This is a genomic window from Novosphingobium sp., assembly GCF_019748365.1.
GTDB lineage: Bacteria > Pseudomonadota > Alphaproteobacteria > Sphingomonadales > Sphingomonadaceae > Novosphingobium.
This window is the reverse complement of record NZ_JAIEPN010000126.1, coordinates 1-14,497: the sequence shown is the minus strand read 5'-3', so window position 1 is coordinate 14,497 and position 14,497 is coordinate 1. Positions and strand designations below refer to the sequence as shown.

The 14,497-nt window shown below is 65.2% G+C and carries 17 protein-coding genes; 12 read left to right on the top strand and 5 right to left on the bottom strand.

Annotated elements, in window-relative coordinates:
• The 3 genes from K5Q19_RS14990 to K5Q19_RS14980 all read right to left on the bottom strand — a co-directional run.
• On the bottom strand, nt 1-281 hold a 281-nt coding region (locus K5Q19_RS14990; RefSeq protein WP_292946752.1), incomplete at its 3' end, for a thiamine pyrophosphate-dependent enzyme.
• Nucleotides 282-424: 143 nt separating this feature from the next.
• Nucleotides 425-850, bottom strand: a complete 426-nt coding sequence (locus K5Q19_RS14985; protein ID WP_292946749.1) for a nuclear transport factor 2 family protein — start codon at nt 848-850, stop codon at nt 425-427.
• Between the two features lie 4 nt (nt 851-854).
• Nucleotides 855-1,616 (bottom strand): SDR family oxidoreductase, encoded by a 762-nt coding sequence (locus tag K5Q19_RS14980; RefSeq protein ID WP_292946746.1) that lies wholly within the window; start codon nt 1,614-1,616, stop codon nt 855-857.
• Nucleotides 1,617-1,762: 146 nt separating this feature from the next.
• Between K5Q19_RS14980 and K5Q19_RS14975 the strand changes: the two genes are divergently transcribed.
• Genes K5Q19_RS14975 through K5Q19_RS14965 form a run of 3 tightly spaced genes read left to right on the top strand, consistent with a single transcriptional unit; the run spans nt 1,763 to nt 3,327 of the window.
• Nucleotides 1,763-2,167, top strand: a complete 405-nt coding sequence (locus tag K5Q19_RS14975; RefSeq protein ID WP_292946744.1) for a nuclear transport factor 2 family protein — start codon at nt 1,763-1,765, stop codon at nt 2,165-2,167.
• Nucleotides 2,167-2,517 (top strand): antibiotic biosynthesis monooxygenase, encoded by a 351-nt coding sequence (locus K5Q19_RS14970; protein ID WP_292946742.1) that lies wholly within the window; start codon nt 2,167-2,169, stop codon nt 2,515-2,517. Before K5Q19_RS14975 ends, K5Q19_RS14970 begins: the two co-directional genes overlap by 1 nt.
• A gap of 6 nt (nt 2,518-2,523) precedes the next feature.
• Complete coding sequence (locus K5Q19_RS14965) at nt 2,524-3,327, top strand: SDR family oxidoreductase (protein ID WP_292946739.1); 804 nt, start codon at nt 2,524-2,526, stop codon at nt 3,325-3,327.
• A gap of 181 nt (nt 3,328-3,508) precedes the next feature.
• Here K5Q19_RS14965 and K5Q19_RS14960 read toward each other — a convergent pair whose 3' ends face one another.
• Together K5Q19_RS14960 and K5Q19_RS14955 are read right to left on the bottom strand one after the other, a co-directional pair.
• On the bottom strand, nt 3,509-5,122 hold the full coding sequence (locus K5Q19_RS14960; protein WP_292946736.1) for an AMP-binding protein: 1,614 nt from the start codon (nt 5,120-5,122) through the stop codon (nt 3,509-3,511).
• A 12-nt stretch (nt 5,123-5,134) separates the two neighbouring features.
• Nucleotides 5,135-6,583, bottom strand: a complete 1,449-nt coding sequence (locus tag K5Q19_RS14955) for a carotenoid oxygenase family protein (RefSeq protein WP_292946733.1) — start codon at nt 6,581-6,583, stop codon at nt 5,135-5,137.
• A 187-nt stretch (nt 6,584-6,770) separates the two neighbouring features.
• Between K5Q19_RS14955 and K5Q19_RS14950 the strand changes: the two genes are divergently transcribed.
• The 9 genes from K5Q19_RS14950 to K5Q19_RS14910 all read left to right on the top strand — a co-directional run bounded on the left by K5Q19_RS14950 (nt 6,771) and on the right by K5Q19_RS14910 (nt 14,481).
• Nucleotides 6,771-7,790 (top strand): NADP-dependent oxidoreductase, encoded by a 1,020-nt coding sequence (locus K5Q19_RS14950; RefSeq protein WP_292946730.1) that lies wholly within the window; start codon nt 6,771-6,773, stop codon nt 7,788-7,790.
• Nucleotides 7,791-7,792: 2 nt separating this feature from the next.
• Nucleotides 7,793-8,563 (top strand): ThuA domain-containing protein, encoded by a 771-nt coding sequence (locus K5Q19_RS14945; protein ID WP_292946727.1) that lies wholly within the window; start codon nt 7,793-7,795, stop codon nt 8,561-8,563.
• 10 nt (nt 8,564-8,573) lie between these two features.
• Entirely contained in the window at nt 8,574-8,939 is a 366-nt protein-coding gene (locus K5Q19_RS14940) for a limonene-1,2-epoxide hydrolase family protein (protein WP_292946724.1), read from the top strand.
• On the top strand, nt 8,940-9,680 hold the full coding sequence (locus tag K5Q19_RS14935) for an SDR family oxidoreductase (protein WP_292946721.1): 741 nt from the start codon (nt 8,940-8,942) through the stop codon (nt 9,678-9,680).
• A 97-nt stretch (nt 9,681-9,777) separates the two neighbouring features.
• Nucleotides 9,778-11,019, top strand: coding sequence for a cytochrome P450 (locus tag K5Q19_RS14930; protein ID WP_292946718.1), 1,242 nt, complete (start codon nt 9,778-9,780; stop codon nt 11,017-11,019).
• Nucleotides 11,016-12,047: an acyl-CoA dehydrogenase family protein gene (locus K5Q19_RS14925; protein WP_292946715.1), complete on the top strand. Its 1,032-nt coding sequence runs from the start codon at nt 11,016-11,018 to the stop codon at nt 12,045-12,047. Before K5Q19_RS14930 ends, K5Q19_RS14925 begins: the two co-directional genes overlap by 4 nt.
• Nucleotides 12,048-12,073: 26 nt before the next feature.
• Nucleotides 12,074-12,811, top strand: a complete 738-nt coding sequence (locus K5Q19_RS14920) for a ThuA domain-containing protein (protein ID WP_292946712.1) — start codon at nt 12,074-12,076, stop codon at nt 12,809-12,811.
• On the top strand, nt 12,811-14,019 hold the full coding sequence (locus K5Q19_RS14915) for an acyl-CoA dehydrogenase family protein (protein WP_292946709.1): 1,209 nt from the start codon (nt 12,811-12,813) through the stop codon (nt 14,017-14,019). The genes K5Q19_RS14920 and K5Q19_RS14915 overlap by 1 nt, the downstream gene beginning before the upstream one ends.
• 123 nt (nt 14,020-14,142) lie before the next feature.
• Nucleotides 14,143-14,481, top strand: coding sequence for a hypothetical protein (locus tag K5Q19_RS14910; protein ID WP_292946705.1), 339 nt, complete (start codon nt 14,143-14,145; stop codon nt 14,479-14,481).
• The last annotated feature ends 16 nt before the right edge of the window (nt 14,482-14,497 follow it).

Here is a 14,497-nt window from a genome sequence, read left to right as displayed (position 1 = left end):
TTGCACAGGCCGTCGCGGCTGCCCCAGATCTCGGCCATCATGCCGTTCACGTCGCAGCCCTTGGCGAGGCAGTGGCCATGGCCGCGGTGAGTGGAGACGATCTTGTCATCGGTCGAGAGATGCTCGCACACACCGACCGCGACGGCTTCCTGCCCGCAGTAGAGGTGGGTGAAGCCGGCGATCTCGCCGGTCTGGATATCGATGTGGAGACGTTCCTCGAACTCGCGGATGACCTTCATCTGGCGATAGGCCCGCAGCAATTCGTCGCGGCTGAGTTGCACCTTCAATCTCCCGGTTTGCTGGCCAGCGCGGCAGGCTTGGCCGCGCGCGGATCATGCCCCTGACATGGCCACCCAGCGCGGCGCTTGAGAAGCCGCAAAAGTGATAGGTAAGCGCGGAATTCCGCGCAATCTGCCTCTCGGGCTCACCCCTCCAGCTTCACCGCGCCGGGGCGCGGCGGGCCTGCTTCGCGGGCGACCAGTGCGCAGTCGTGATAGTGGATCGTGTATTCCACCATCAGCCCGTCGACGCAGCGCGTCGTCTCTGCCAGCGAGGTGCTGATGCGGTTGCCGGTGAGCTTGGAGGTCATCGTCATGCGCAGCTGCAGGCAGAAGTAGTTTTCGTCCGTGAGGATACCCAGCCTGTCGACCACCACGTCGTCCCAGTAGCTCCACACATGCGGAAACAGGCGGATCAGCGCGTCCTGCCCTTTCCAGTCGCCGCCGAAGGGCAGCTCCGGCGGCTCGTGGACGACATAGTCGGGCGAGGTGATGGCGAGGACGCCGGCCCAGTCGCCCTTGTCGATGCAGCCGAGCATGGTCTCGGCGAGTTCGCGCGGGGTCTTGCTCATGAGATCAGAACTGTACGCGCTTGGTGAAGCCGCCGTCGATCACGAGATTGACGCCGGTGGTGTAGCACGATGCCGGGCTGGCGATGAAGACGACCGCGCGCGCCACTTCGTCCGGCGCGCCGAGGCGGCCCATGGGGATCTGCGCCTTGATGCCCTTGTAGAAGTCCGGCATTGCGCCCTGGATCATGTCCCAGCTGCCGCCGGGGAACTCGATCGGGCCGGGCGAGACGGTGTTGACGCGGATGCCCTTGGGCGCGAGCGCCTGGGAAAGCTGCGAGGCATAGGTGATCAGCGCGGCTTTGATCGCGTTGTAGGCCTGCGGCATGATGAAGGTCTCGACCGCGGCGGTCGACGACATCACGATGATCGAGCCCGCGCCCGAAGCTTCGAGCGCCGGGGTCAGCGTCTCGATGCCCTTGACCGCGGCCATGATGTCCACGTCGAGGCACTTCTGCCAGTCCTGCGTCGCGCCCGCGCCCGAAACGCTCGCCATGTTGATGAAGATGTCGCAGCCGCCGAGCTGCTCGACCGCGCCATTGAGCCACGCGACATAGCCGTCGATGTTGTTCGTCATGTCGAAGGCATCGCCGTGCGCCTTGCCCTCATTTCCGGCGAGTTCGGCCAGTGCCGCATCGATCTTGGCCTGATCGCGCGAGAAGAAGGCCACATCGGCCCCTTCGGTGGTGAGGATCTTGAGGATTTCAAGCCCGATGCCGCGGGCCCCGCCGTTCATGATGACTTTCTTGCCCTTGAGACCCAGTTCCATCGCGCTCTCCATCCATGATTTGCGCCCGGCAGACCCGGGCCTTTGTGGCGGCAGAATAGCCAAAACGAGGGGCCTCGCAGCGCGCGGAAATGATAGTTTCTGGCGCTTCTGAATCGCCTTACGCTCGCCCCAAATCGGGAGAGAATATGGCTATCACCGGACCAATCGAGGATCAGCTCGCGATCCGCGCGCTGCACGACACTTATGCCGACGCCGTGTTCCGGCGCGACGCCGCCGACTGGGGTGCGCTCTGGGCAGATGACGCCGTCTGGGACCTCGCCGGCACCACCGTGAACGGCAAGGAATCGATCGTCGGCCTGTGGCAGGGCGCGATGTCGACTTTCGCGTTCGTCGGCTTCTTCTACCAGACCGGCCCGATCCGGATCGACGGCGATACCGCGACGGGCCGCGTCTACACCAACGAGACGCTCGAGGACCTCGAAGGCAACCTGCGCCGCAGCATCGGCAAGTATGAGGACACGTACGTCAAGCGTGGCGGCACCTGGCTCTACCAGAGCCGCAGCTTTTCCGTTCTGAAGGGGTATTCGTGATGATCGTCGTTGTTGCAGGGGAAATCGATTTCGCGCCGGAAGTCCGCGACGAGGTGCTCAAGGACGCCCTGCCGCTGATCGAGATGGCGCTCGCCGAAAAGGGCTGCCGCCACTACGCCTGGACGCTCGATCCGCACAATCCGGGCCGCATCCACGTGTTCGAGGAGTGGGAAACCGCCGAAGACCTCGCCGCGCATCTGGTCGCCGAACCCTACTACAAGATGGGCGCGCACCTGGGCGGCTTCACGATTCTCGGGGCCAATACGCGCAAGTATCGCTGCGACATTTCGGAGCCGGTCTATGGGCCGGACGGTGTCGCCACCGCGAACTTCCTGACAGCAAAGGACTGACGAGCCATGACCAATCTCTCGGGCAAGGTTGCCGTGGTGATCGGCGCGGCGGGTGCGGGCAACATGGGCCAGCACATCGCGCAGACGCTGGCTGATGCGGGCGCCAAGGTGGTCGTCGCGGGGCGCAAGGCCGAACCGCTCAAGACTTTCGCCGGCGCGATTGCCGGCGATTGGGCGCTGTGTGACCTCTCCAAAAAGGCCGATGTCGAAGCGCTGGCGACCACAGTGGTAGAACGTCACGGCAAGGTCGATATCGCGATCAACGCGACAGGCTGGGGCCTGCTCAAGGGCTTGCACGAGATCACCGAGGAAGAGCTCGACCAGATCATCGCGCTGCAGCTGAAGGGCGTGCACTACTTTCTGAGCGCCTTCGTGCGGGCGATGCCGCACGGCGGGTCGTTGATCCAGATCTCCTCGGCCACCACGCAGTGCGTGATCGATGACCACGCGGCCTATATCGCGACCAAGGCCGGCTCCGAAGCGCTGATCCGCTGCGTCGCCAACCAGTATGGCCCGCAAGGCATCCGCGCCAATGTGCTTTCGCCCGGCTTCACCTATAGCCCGATGACGGAGCAATCGTTCGCGGTGCCCGGCCTCGCCGATGCCTTCATCAAGGAATATCCGCTTGGCCGCGTCGGCACCTCGGAAGATATCGCCAAGGCCGCGCTCTGGGTCGTCAGCGACGATTGCTTCATGTCGGGCCAGAACCTGCAGATCAACGGCGGCCTGACCCTGCGCCGCAACCCGCGCCCGGGCGAGATTCAGGCGGCGGTTGGTGCGGCGATGGCGGCGCTGCAGGCGCAGAGCTGAGGCTTACGATCATCGGCCTCTGACATCTCAATCCTCGTCACCCCGGACTTGATCCGGGGTTAGGCTTTTCTGCAAGCGCGGCGCATGCCCAAAGAAGCCTAGCCCCGGGTCAAGCCCGGGGTGACGTTGTGCTTGGGTGGGGGATTGGCGTACAGGCTGCGAGGCGGGGGCAGCAGCAGCCTTACCCCGCCTTCTCGGCTTCCATCTGTGCCTTGATCATCCCCCGCAGCACATCCTTGCGGACCTTGCCCGATGCGGTGCGCGGGAAGCTTTCCACCCATTCGATGCGTTCCGGGCACTTCTGCCTGGCGAGGCCCGCCTCGCTGACGAAGGCCGAAAGCGTGGGCATGTCCGGCTGCTCCTCGCCCGCCGGGATCAGATAGGCGCAGATGCCCTCGCCCAGCCGCGCGTGCGGCATCGAGACGACGGCGGCTTCCTTGATTGCGGGGTGGAGGTGCAACACGTCCTCGATTTCCTTGGCGCTGATGTTCTCGCCGCCGCGGATGATGAGGTCCTTCTTGCGGCCGGTGATCACCAGCGCGCCCGAGGGGGTGATCCTGCCGATGTCGCCGGTCCTGAAGAAGCCGTCCTCGGTCAGCGATTCGCGGGTCTGCGCCGCGTCGGCATAGCCGAGGAACATGGCCGGGCCGCGCACGAGGATTTCGCCATCGGTGCCGTGGGGCACTTCGTTGCCGTCATCATCGACCAGCCGCAGTTCGTAATCGAGCGCGCGGCCATCGGTCTCGGCGGCAAGCTCGAGGCTCTCCTCGGGCAGGACCCCCGGCGTCGCCAGCGGCACTTCGCTGCTGCCATAGACGCGGTAGGCGCAAGGGTGCGCAAGACGCTTGTTGGCGGTGTAGACCAGCTCCGAGGGGATCGCCGCGCCGCCGCAGGCAAAGCGGCGGAAAGTGGGCAGCTTGGACCCGGCGGCCTCGGCGGCATCGCACAGCTCCTGCAGGAAGGGCGTGGCCGCGACGGTGGAGGTGACGCCGTAGCGGTCGATCAGCTCGACCGCCTCCTTGGCCTTCCACACTTCCATAAGCACGACCTGACTGCCCGCCGCGAAGGGCTTTTCCAGCCCGCCCGAAAACCCGCTGATGTGCGTGACGGGCGAGGGCATCAGCGTCACGTCATTGGGAATGCCGCTGTACTGGCGCCCAAACTGCGCGACGCGGTCCAGCGTGTTGTGCGAATGGAGCACGCCCTTGGGGCGGCCCGTGGTGCCCGAGGTATAGAGGATGAGCTTCAGCGCGTTGGGATCGACCTTGTCCAGCGGCGTGTTCAGTCCGCGGCCATGCTCCACGAGCGCGGCGAAATCGGGCGTGCGTTCGGCGGGGCGCACGTAGATCACGTGGCCGAGGTCCGGCAGGTGCGGGCGCACGCGGTCCACCATCGCGGCAAAGTCGTAGTTCCGGAACGTTTCTGCCACAAAGAACGCGCGGGCCTTGCTGTCGCCCAGCATCTGGATCACTTCGGCATCGCGGTAGATCGGCACGATCGGCGCGATCACGAAGCCGCCGAGATTGGCGGCGAGGTTGATCACCGAGGCCTCGACCCAGTTGGGCACCTGAAACCCGATCACATCCCCGGTGCGCAGGCCCAGATCATGCAGCGCGCGCGCCAGCGCTTCGCCATCTGCCAGCAGGCTGGCGTAAGTCGGCGCAGTGGGGTCGCCGAGGTAGACTTGCCTGTCGGGGTCCGTCTCCGCCCACCTGCGCGCGTAATCGCCGATGGTCATGTTGGTCCAGCTGCCATCGGCGGCATACTGCGCAAGATGCGCGGGAATCGTGGTCATGGAAGGCCTTTGTCAGTTGGACAGAGTCTGCTGGTAGAGCGGATTGTCCTCGGCGTAGAAGTTGCAATGGAAGCCGCTCGGCACGCGGAAGGGGATCATGACGCGGGCAATCGGGCCGGCGGCAATGTCCTTCGCGGCAAAGATGGCAAGTTCGCTGGTGCCACTGTTCGCGGGGTGAACGAGGGTCATCGCATAGCCGTCTGCCTCATCCGTGCTGCCAAGGCGCGGGGCGAAGACCAGTTCGCCCGCCGCTGCGCCCGCGCCGAAGTGCCAGATGTCCTCCTCGCCGGTCTGCGTGTCGTACCGCAGCACCGCATCCATACCCTCGACGCGGCCATCGCGCGACTTCAGGTTGATATTGGCAAAGCTGTGGCGGCTCTTGCGCGTCATCAGGCGGTCGTCGGGCCGGGGGAACTGGATGTCGCGCCCGTTGAGGATCTCCTCCTTGATCCAGCCGGTGTTGCCGGTGGGGTCGATAGACCAGCGGCGCAGGCTCTGCTGCGTATCCAGATGCGTGCGGCGCGCGCCGGTCTCGTCTGGGAAAAGCGCGGTGCCATTGGCGGCGGCGACATCGGCCACGATCTTGCCGTCCTCTTCCCACACGTTGAGCTCGTGGAACATGTGGCGCGGCTCGAACTCGAACCATTGTATCTGATCGGCCGTGCCCTCGCGCGGCATCACCGCGAACTTGGTCGGGCGGTTGTTGACCCAGGCCGTCATCGGCCCACCGGCCATGAAGCGCTTGAGGTCGGTGTCGATCGGGATGAACGGGAAGATCGCCCAGTTTTCCGTCAGCAGAAAGGTGTGCATCAGGCTGAAGTGCGGCATCGGGATGATCTCGGTCTTGCGGATCTTGCCCGAGGCGTCGACCACGTCATAGCGCATTTCCGCCGGGCCCATCATGCCGTGGATGGCAGCGCCGGTGTTGATCATCTCGCGCGTCGCGTAATCGATCTTGGGATGCGCGGAGAAGCTGGAGGTGACGAGGCCGCCGTAGGTTTCCTCGTGCAGCGTATCCAGTTTGCGCGGATCAAGCGCCACCGGCGGCGCGCCTTCCATAAGGGCGAGGAGCTGCCCGCCGTGGAGGATGATGTTGGTGTTGCCGGTGTTGTAGCGCTTGCCCTGCACGCTGGGGTCCGAGGTCATCGGATTGCCGAAGATGCCGAACAGGCGCCGGCCGGCGGCTTTCTCCAGTTCGAATTTCTCGGTCTTCACCCAGCGGTTGCGCATCGAGACGCGGCCATCGGCGAACTCGAACGCGAAGACCATGCCATCGCCATCGAACCAGTGGTAGTCGCCCTCGCGCGGCGGATAGAGTGGGTCCGGGCCGTTGCGGTAGAACACGCCGGCAAGATCATCCGGCAGCTTGCCCTCGACGATCAGATCGGGCGCATCGGCCTCGAAACGGATCGGCGCGTGGTGGCCGGAAAGGTAGGGGTGATCGAAGAACGGTTCTGCCATGATCCGGGTTCCCTTTTCGCCGCGCTGGCTGGCGGCCTGCCGCGCAATGTGGGTGGGATGGGGGGCGCATTCACCTGCCAAAAAGGGGAGTGACCCCCGATCCAATGGGCAAAAATGAGAGTCGTCTTGGCTGCCATGGGGTCTAGGCTCTAACCTTTCGGGAGTCCCCCGTTCAGGAGCTTTCCAAGTGACCGAGAATCGCCGTTTCCTGCTGGTCCGCCGCCCCAATGGCGCGCCCGTGGCCGAAGACTTCAGCCTTGTTTCAGAAGCCCTGCCCGAGCTGGCGGATGGCCAGTTCCTGATCCGCAACCACTATGCCTCACTCGATCCCGCCATGCGCGGCTGGATGGACGATGCGCCGAGCTACATGCCGCCGATCCCGCTGGGCACCCCGGTGCGCGCCTCGACCGTGGGCGAAGTGGTGGCGAGCAAGGCCGATGGCTTCCCGGTGGGGCAGTGGGTTTCGGGCCTCAATGCCATCGAGGAATACTCGGTCTCGCAGGCGGGCGGCTTCAGCGCGCCGATCGACCCCACGATCGTGCCCTCGCCGACGAACTTCCTCTCGGTGCTCGGCGCGGTCGGGATGACCGCCTATTTCGGCTATCTCGAGGTGTGCAAGCCGCAGCCGGGCGATGCCGTGCTGGTGACGGGCGCAGCCGGCGCGGTCGGCTCGCTGGTCGGCCAGATCGCCAAGATCAAGGGCGCCAGCAAGGTCATCGGCATCGCGGGTGGGCCGGAGAAGTGCAAGCGCCTTACCGAGCGCTACGGCTTCGATGTCGCCATCGATTATCGCGGCAAGAATGTGGACCAGCTTTCGGCCGAGATCGCGGCGGCGGCGCCGCAGGGCGTCAACGTGATCTTCGAGAACGTCGGCGGCGATATTCTGGACGCCGGGCTCAACAACCTCGCGATGTATGCGCGGATCGGCCTGTGCGGCCTGATCAGCGAGTACAACAATGCGGGCGAGAAGACCGGCGCGCGCAATGTGTGGCAGCTGATCGTCAAGCGCGCCTCGCTCACCGGCCTGCTCGTGGCGGACTACGTGCCGCGTTTCGGCGAAGGCATCGCCGCGATGGCGGGCTGGATGACCGAGGGCAAGCTGGTGTTCGACGAGCATGTCGATGAAGGCATCGACAATGCCCTGCCGGCGTTCCTGCGGCTGTTCAGCGGCTCGAACGACGGCAAGATGATCCTGAAGCTGAGCTGATCATGGCCAGGACGCTCCTCGTCCTTTCCGGCGGGCATCCTTACGAGGAAGCGCCGTTCGCGGCGTTCCTCGAAAGCCTCGGCGATTGGGACATCACGCACCACGTCCATCCCGAGGCCGAGGAGCAGGTGGCCGCCGGCGCCGCCGACAGCGCGGATGCCATGCTGTTCTACGACATGCCCGGCTACACCTTCGCCGATGGCACGGTGAAGACGGCGCCGCCTTCGGACGCGTTCAAGGCGGCACTGGAGCGCCGCTTTGCCAGCGGACGCGGCGCGGTGATGATGCACCACGCCATCGCCGGCTGGGCCGAATGGCCGCAGTGGAGCGAGTGGCTCGGCGGGCGGTTCCTTTATCAGCCCGGTCCAGTGCGCGGCGCGACGAAGCTCGATTCGGGCTATCGCCACGATGTGGACTACACCGCCGAACTGGTGGGCGAGCATCCGGTGCTCGCAGGCGCTCCGGCGACCTTTTCGGTGAACGACGAACTCTATCTGGGCGAAGTGTTCGAAGCGGACGTCACCCCGCTGATCCGCGCCCGGCACGACTATGTGGCAGAGAACTTCTATTCCGCCGCGCATGCCGTGGCCGGGCGGATGTTCGACAATTCGGATTGGCCCCATCCGCCCGGAAGCAATCTGGTGGCGTGGACCAAGCCGATCGGCGCGGCGCAGATGGTCTACTGCCAGTTCGGCGATGGGCCGCACACGTATGCCAACCCGGTGGTCCGCCAGATCATCGCCAATGCGCTGGAATGGACGGCGCGCGTTTGAGGAGAGCCGAATGAGCCCGCAGGAGATCGTCGAAGCCTTCATCGCTGCGTGGAACCGCGGCGATGCACCCGCCGCCTTTGCCATGATGGCGGATGATATCGTCTGGCATAATATCCCGATGGAGCCTGCCGTGGGCCTTGCGGGCGTGCAGGCGCTGATGGGGCAGTTTCCGCCTATCGAGGGCACCGAGTGGATCACGCACCATATCGCCGCCAATGGCAATGTCGTGCTGACCGAGCGGACCGACAAGTTCCTTATCGGTGGTCGCTGGCGGGCGATCCGCGTTTCCGGCACGTTCGAGATCAACGAAGAGGGCAAGGTCGCCAAGTGGCGCGACTATTTCGATATGGCCGAGTTCCAGCGGGAGTTCGCCTGAATGGCGATCGCACGCGGGCGTGATCTGACCGGGCGGCGCGCGGTTGTGACCGGCGCGGCATCGGGCATGGGCGCGGCGGCTGCGGCGCGGCTGCTGGCCGAGGGCGCAGAGGTGCTCGGGGTCGACCGGGTGGGTGAAGGCATCGTCGGTACGCACAGGCTGGTGGCGGACCTTGGCGAGCCCGCTTCCATCGCGGCGATTGCCGGCGCGGCGGAAAGCCTGCTCGGCGGCTGCGATATCCTGATCAACAACGCGGGCGTCTGCCCCAACGGCCCCTTTGCCGAGATGACCGAGGAGGCGTGGAACGCCGCACTCGGCATCAACGTCACCGCGGTGATGAAGCTCACCCGCGCGCTGGTGCCCTTGCTCGCCGCCTCCGGGCGCGGGCGGGTGGTCAACGTCGGCTCGATCATGTCGCGCTATGGCGATGCGGGGCTGGTGGCCTACACCACATCCAAGCACGCGGTGCTGGGGCTGACGCGCGCGCTGGCGATGGAACTCGGGCCGCAGGGCATTACGGTGAACTGCGTCCAGCCGGGTGCCATCGCGACGGGGATGACGCGCAGCCTGTTCGAAGACACGCCGGGCGCGAAGGACTACTACGCGGGCCGCTCGGCGCTCGGCCGGGTGGGGCAGCCGGAAGATGTGGCGGACGTGATGGTGTTCCTTGCCACCGACGACGCGCGCTTCATCACCGGCCAGGGCATCATGGTCGACGGCGGGGTGATGGTGCACTCGTGAAAGTCCGCCCCGAAAGGGCAGGGCAACCTAGCATTTTCGCGCGTGGCACCGGGTATTTGACGGTGCCAAACCGATCTGGAACCTGATGGGAACTGCCATGAATGAAATGACCAGCGCAAAATCACTGCTCGATCCCGAAGTGATGCAGAACCCGTTCCCGCTTTACCAGTGGGCCCACGCCAATGCACCGGTGATCGAACTGCCCGAAACGGGCATGAAGATCGTGATGAGCTACGAGATGTGCTCCGAAGCGGCGGGCCGTCCGGACGATTTTTCGAACGACTTCAGCGGCGTGCTTTCGGGCGCCCTGGCCGAGGATCCGGAAGTGAGCGCCATCCTCGCCGAAGGCTGGCCGCAGATGAACACGCTGCTGACCGCCGATCCGCCGGTCCACACGCGCTTCCGCAAGCTCGTCAACCTCGCCTTCTCGATGCCGCGCGTGAATGCGCTGGAAGAGGGCATCCGCGACAAGGTGACCAAGCTGATCGACGGCTTCATCGAAGACGGCGAGTGCGACTTCGTGACCGCGTTCAGCGTCGGTCTGCCGGTGCAGGTGATCTGCGAGCAGCTGGGCTTTTCCGAAGCCGAGCGTGCCGATGTGAAGCGCTGGTCGGATGCCTTTGCCGACCGGCTCGGCCACATGATTCCGCGCGAGCGCGAGATCGAGTGCGCGCATGAGATCGTCGACTTCCAGCGCAAGCTGAAGGTGAAGATCGACGCACGCCGCGAGACGCCGACCGACGACTTGCTTTCGGATGTGGTCAACGCGCGCCTCGATGGCGAAACCCCGCTCAACGATGCCGAAATCCTCTCGATCGCGCAGCAGCTGATGGTGGCGGGCAACGAGACGACCACCCATGCGCTGGCCGGCGGCATCGTCCACCTCGCGCAGAACCCCGATCAGCAAGCCAAGGTCCGCGCCAATCCGGCGCTCGTTGGCAACATGATCGAGGAAGTGCTGCGGCTCGATACACCGACCGCGGGCATGTGGCGGCTGGTGACGAAGGACACCGAGCTGGGCGGGCGGTCCTACAAGCAGGGCGAGATGGTCATGCTGCGCTATGCGGCGGCGAACCGCGATCCCGCCAAGTACCCCGATCCCGACAAGTTCGACGTCGAGCGCACCAATGCGCGCACGCACCTCGCGTTCGGCAAGGGCATCCACATGTGCGTGGGCAACATGCTGAGCCGCAAGGAAATGACCGTTGCCTTCACCGAGCTGCTGCGCCGGCTCGATGATATCCGCATCAAGGACGGCGCGGAGCTGCGCGTCTCGCCCAACCTCTTGCTGCGCGGGTTCGTCTCCGTGCCGATCACTTTCGAGAAGGCTGCTGCATGAACTTCGATCTCGACGAGAACCAGGAGCTGTTCAAGGCGGCGGTCGAGCGCTTTTGCCAGGGGCAGGACGTGGCGGCGCGGCGCGCGGCGCGCGCGCTGCCGGGCGGCATCGACCGTGCGCGCTGGAAGGAACTGGCCGAGCTTGGGCTGATCGGGCTTGCGGCCGGCGAAGATGATGGCGGCATGGGCGGCTCGCACGGCGACCTCGCCGTTGTGGCGCAGGCGCTCGGCCATGCTCAGGCGGTCGAGCCCTGGCTCGAATGCGGGTTCCTGCCTGCACGGCTGCTGGCCGGTTCCTCGCATCTCGAAGGCGTGATCGCGGGCGATACCATTGCAGCGTTGGCCTTTGCCGAACCGGGCCGCCGCTTTGTGCTCGATGCGCAGGGCGTCAAGGCGAAGGGCGGCAAGCTTTCCGGCACCAAGCAGTTCGTGCTCGGCGGCGGTGCGGCGGACGTGTTCGTGGTGACCGCCGAGGAAGACGGCAAGACCGCGCTCTACGTGGTCGATGCCAAGGCGCCGGAAGTCGAAGTGCGGCCCTATCCGGTGGCGGATGGCGGCGTTGCAGCGATCGTGACGTTCCACGACGCGTCGGCGGAAGGCCCGCTTGCTGCCGATCTCCACGCCGTGATCAACGAAGCGCGGCTGATGGCGGCGGCCGAGATGGTCGGCCTTGCCCAGCGCCTGTTCGCCGACACCCTCGAATACATCAAGACCCGCGAGCAGTTTGGCCAGCCCATCGGCCGGTTCCAGGTGCTGCAGCACCGCATGGTCGATGCCTATGCCCGCGTTGAAAGCGTGCAGTCAGCGATCCTGCGCGCGCTGCTGCAGCCGGCGGCACCGATGGCCGCGATCAAGGCCCACGTGGCCGAAAACGCGATCTGGGTCGCCCATCAGGCGGTGCAGCTCCACGGCGGCATGGGCATGAGCGATGAGCTGGGGATCGGCCACGGTCTCAAGCGCATCGTCCTGCTCTCGAAGCTGTTCGGCGATCCCGCCAGCGATATTCTGGATTATGCCCGCGCGGCCTGAGGTCGGCGGGTAATGGAGTGCATGAAATGAAGCGGATCGATGCCCACTTCGTGGCCGCCGGCAAATACCACGATATCGACTTTGCCCGGCTCGAGGTGCTCAAGCTTCTCGGCGAGCATCCCGAAATCCGCACCACCGTCGCGATGGACTTTTCCAACACCGAACGGCTGGAACAGTGTCAGTTCCTCGTGACCTACACCTGCACCGTGCTGCCGACGCCCGAAGAGACGGTGAAGATCAAGGAATTCCTTGATCGCGGCGGGCGCTGGCTGGCGCTCCACGGGACCAATTCGATCCTGAAGTTCGTCGAAGGCGGCGTCGATTGCCCCGAAGAGCGCGACGATGTGATGGAAGTGCTCGGCACCCAGTTCAAGGCGCACCCGCCGATCGGGCCGTTCCGCGTCGAGGTGGTCGACAAGACCCATGCGCTCACGCAGGGCCTCGAAGATTTCGACGTCATCGACGAGCTCTATATCATGAAGCAGAAGGCGCCGATCAAGGTCCTGATGCAGACGCGCTTCGATGGCGAGGCGACCGGCTTTACCGAAGCGAACTATTCGAACGTCGTCGTGCCGATCCTCTACTTGCGCGATCACGGCAAGGGCGGGGTACTCTACAACACGCTCGGCCACTGCCGCAGCCACTTCGATGTTATTGAATTGCTGCCCTTTTGGACACATCCCGAACGCTGCAGCTGGAACTATCCCGTGTATTACGAGACCCTGCGCCGCGGCATTCGCTGGGCCATGAGTGAGATCGCCTGATGGACATGGATTTCTCCCCCGAGGACCTCGCCTTCCAGAAGGAAGTGCGCGCGTTCCTTGATGACAAGCTCAACGCCCGCCTGCGCGAAGGCGCGGCCAACACGCCGAGCGTGTTCACCGAGCCCGACATCACCCGCGAATGGCAGGCGATCCTCGCCGAAAAGGGCTGGCTGGCAACGTCGTGGCCGGTCGAGGACGGCGGCCCCGGCTGGACGCCCACGCAGAAGTACATCTTCGAGAAGGAATGCGCGATCGCCGGCGCGCCCTCGCTGCCGATCCTTGGCCTGCGTCTCGTCGGCCCGGTGATCTGCCACTTCGGCACGCCCGAGCAGAAGGCGCGCTTCCTGCCCCGCATCATCTCGGGCGAGGATTACTGGTGCCAGGGCTATTCCGAACCCGGCGCCGGCTCCGACCTTGCCGCGGTGAAGACCCGCGCCGAGCGGGTGGGCGACAAGTACGTGGTCAACGGCTCCAAGATCTGGACCACCCACGCGCACCACGCCAACTGGATATTCGCGCTCGTGCGCACCGATCCCACCGTGCAGAAGCAGCGCGGCATCAGCTTCCTGCTGATCCCGATGGAACAGCCGGGCGTCAGCGTCTCGCCCATCGTCACGATGGCGAACGACCACGAAGTCAACGCCACCTTCTTCGACAACGCGGAGACCCCCGCCGACAACCTGATCGGCGAGGAAGGGCAAGGCTGGACCATCGCCAAGTTCCTGCTCGAGAACGAGCGCGGCGGCTCCTGCGCAGCGCCAGCGCTGCTGGCCAAGCTCGACCGCATCGAACGCTGGGCGCGGGAGGAAGCCTCGGGCACCAATGGCAGCATGATCCACGATCCGAACATTTCGCAGCGCCTCGCCCGGCTCCGGCTGGAAGCGCAGGCCTTCGAGGTGACCGAACTGCGCATCCTTGCCGAACTCGCCAAGGGCCGCCCGGCAGGCCCGCAGACCTCGCTGGTCAAGCTGACAAGCTCGAACCTCAGGCAGGCGATCGACGAGCTCGCGGTGGACCTGTTCGGCTATGACGGCCTCCAGCTCCCCGTCACCCGCCCGCTCTATGGCAACGAAGCGCCGGAGTATGTCGGCAGCCGCGCGGCGCAACTTTCGATGCCCGCCTACCTCAACGGCCGTGCCTACACGATCTTCGGCGGCTCGGACGAAGTGCAGAAGACGATCATTGCAAAGCAGGTTCTCGGGCTCTGACCTGTTACCCGGAAGCCCCACATCCGAACCGTTTCGGATGGGGCTTCCGCTACGGCACGCTCTAGGTTAGCATGCGAATCGACCCGGATGCCGGAATAACCGGCACCGGCCAGAGGATGCAGCATGGACTGGGCGAACTCCACCTTCGAGCAGGTGACGATTCGGGCCGTTGAAGACGTGCGGCCCGCCGCAATTGCCATTCGCGACGTGGCCTTGAAGCTTGATCTGCGCATCGCGGTCTGCCCCGACATTTCGTCGAAGGAACAGATGCTCGATGCCGATGGCAAGATCATCAACGCCGACATTTTCGGCTGGACCGCCGATGGCGAGCGCTGGTGGGAGAACGGCACGCTGGCCCTCTCCTCGCCCTTCCCGCGCGCCAGCCGCTATGAGAGCGAGCCCTGTCAACACCGGGATAAAAACGGGCCAGGCACCGGTTTAAAAAGGGGCCAGTTGGGTTGAATAAAAAGCCCCATGG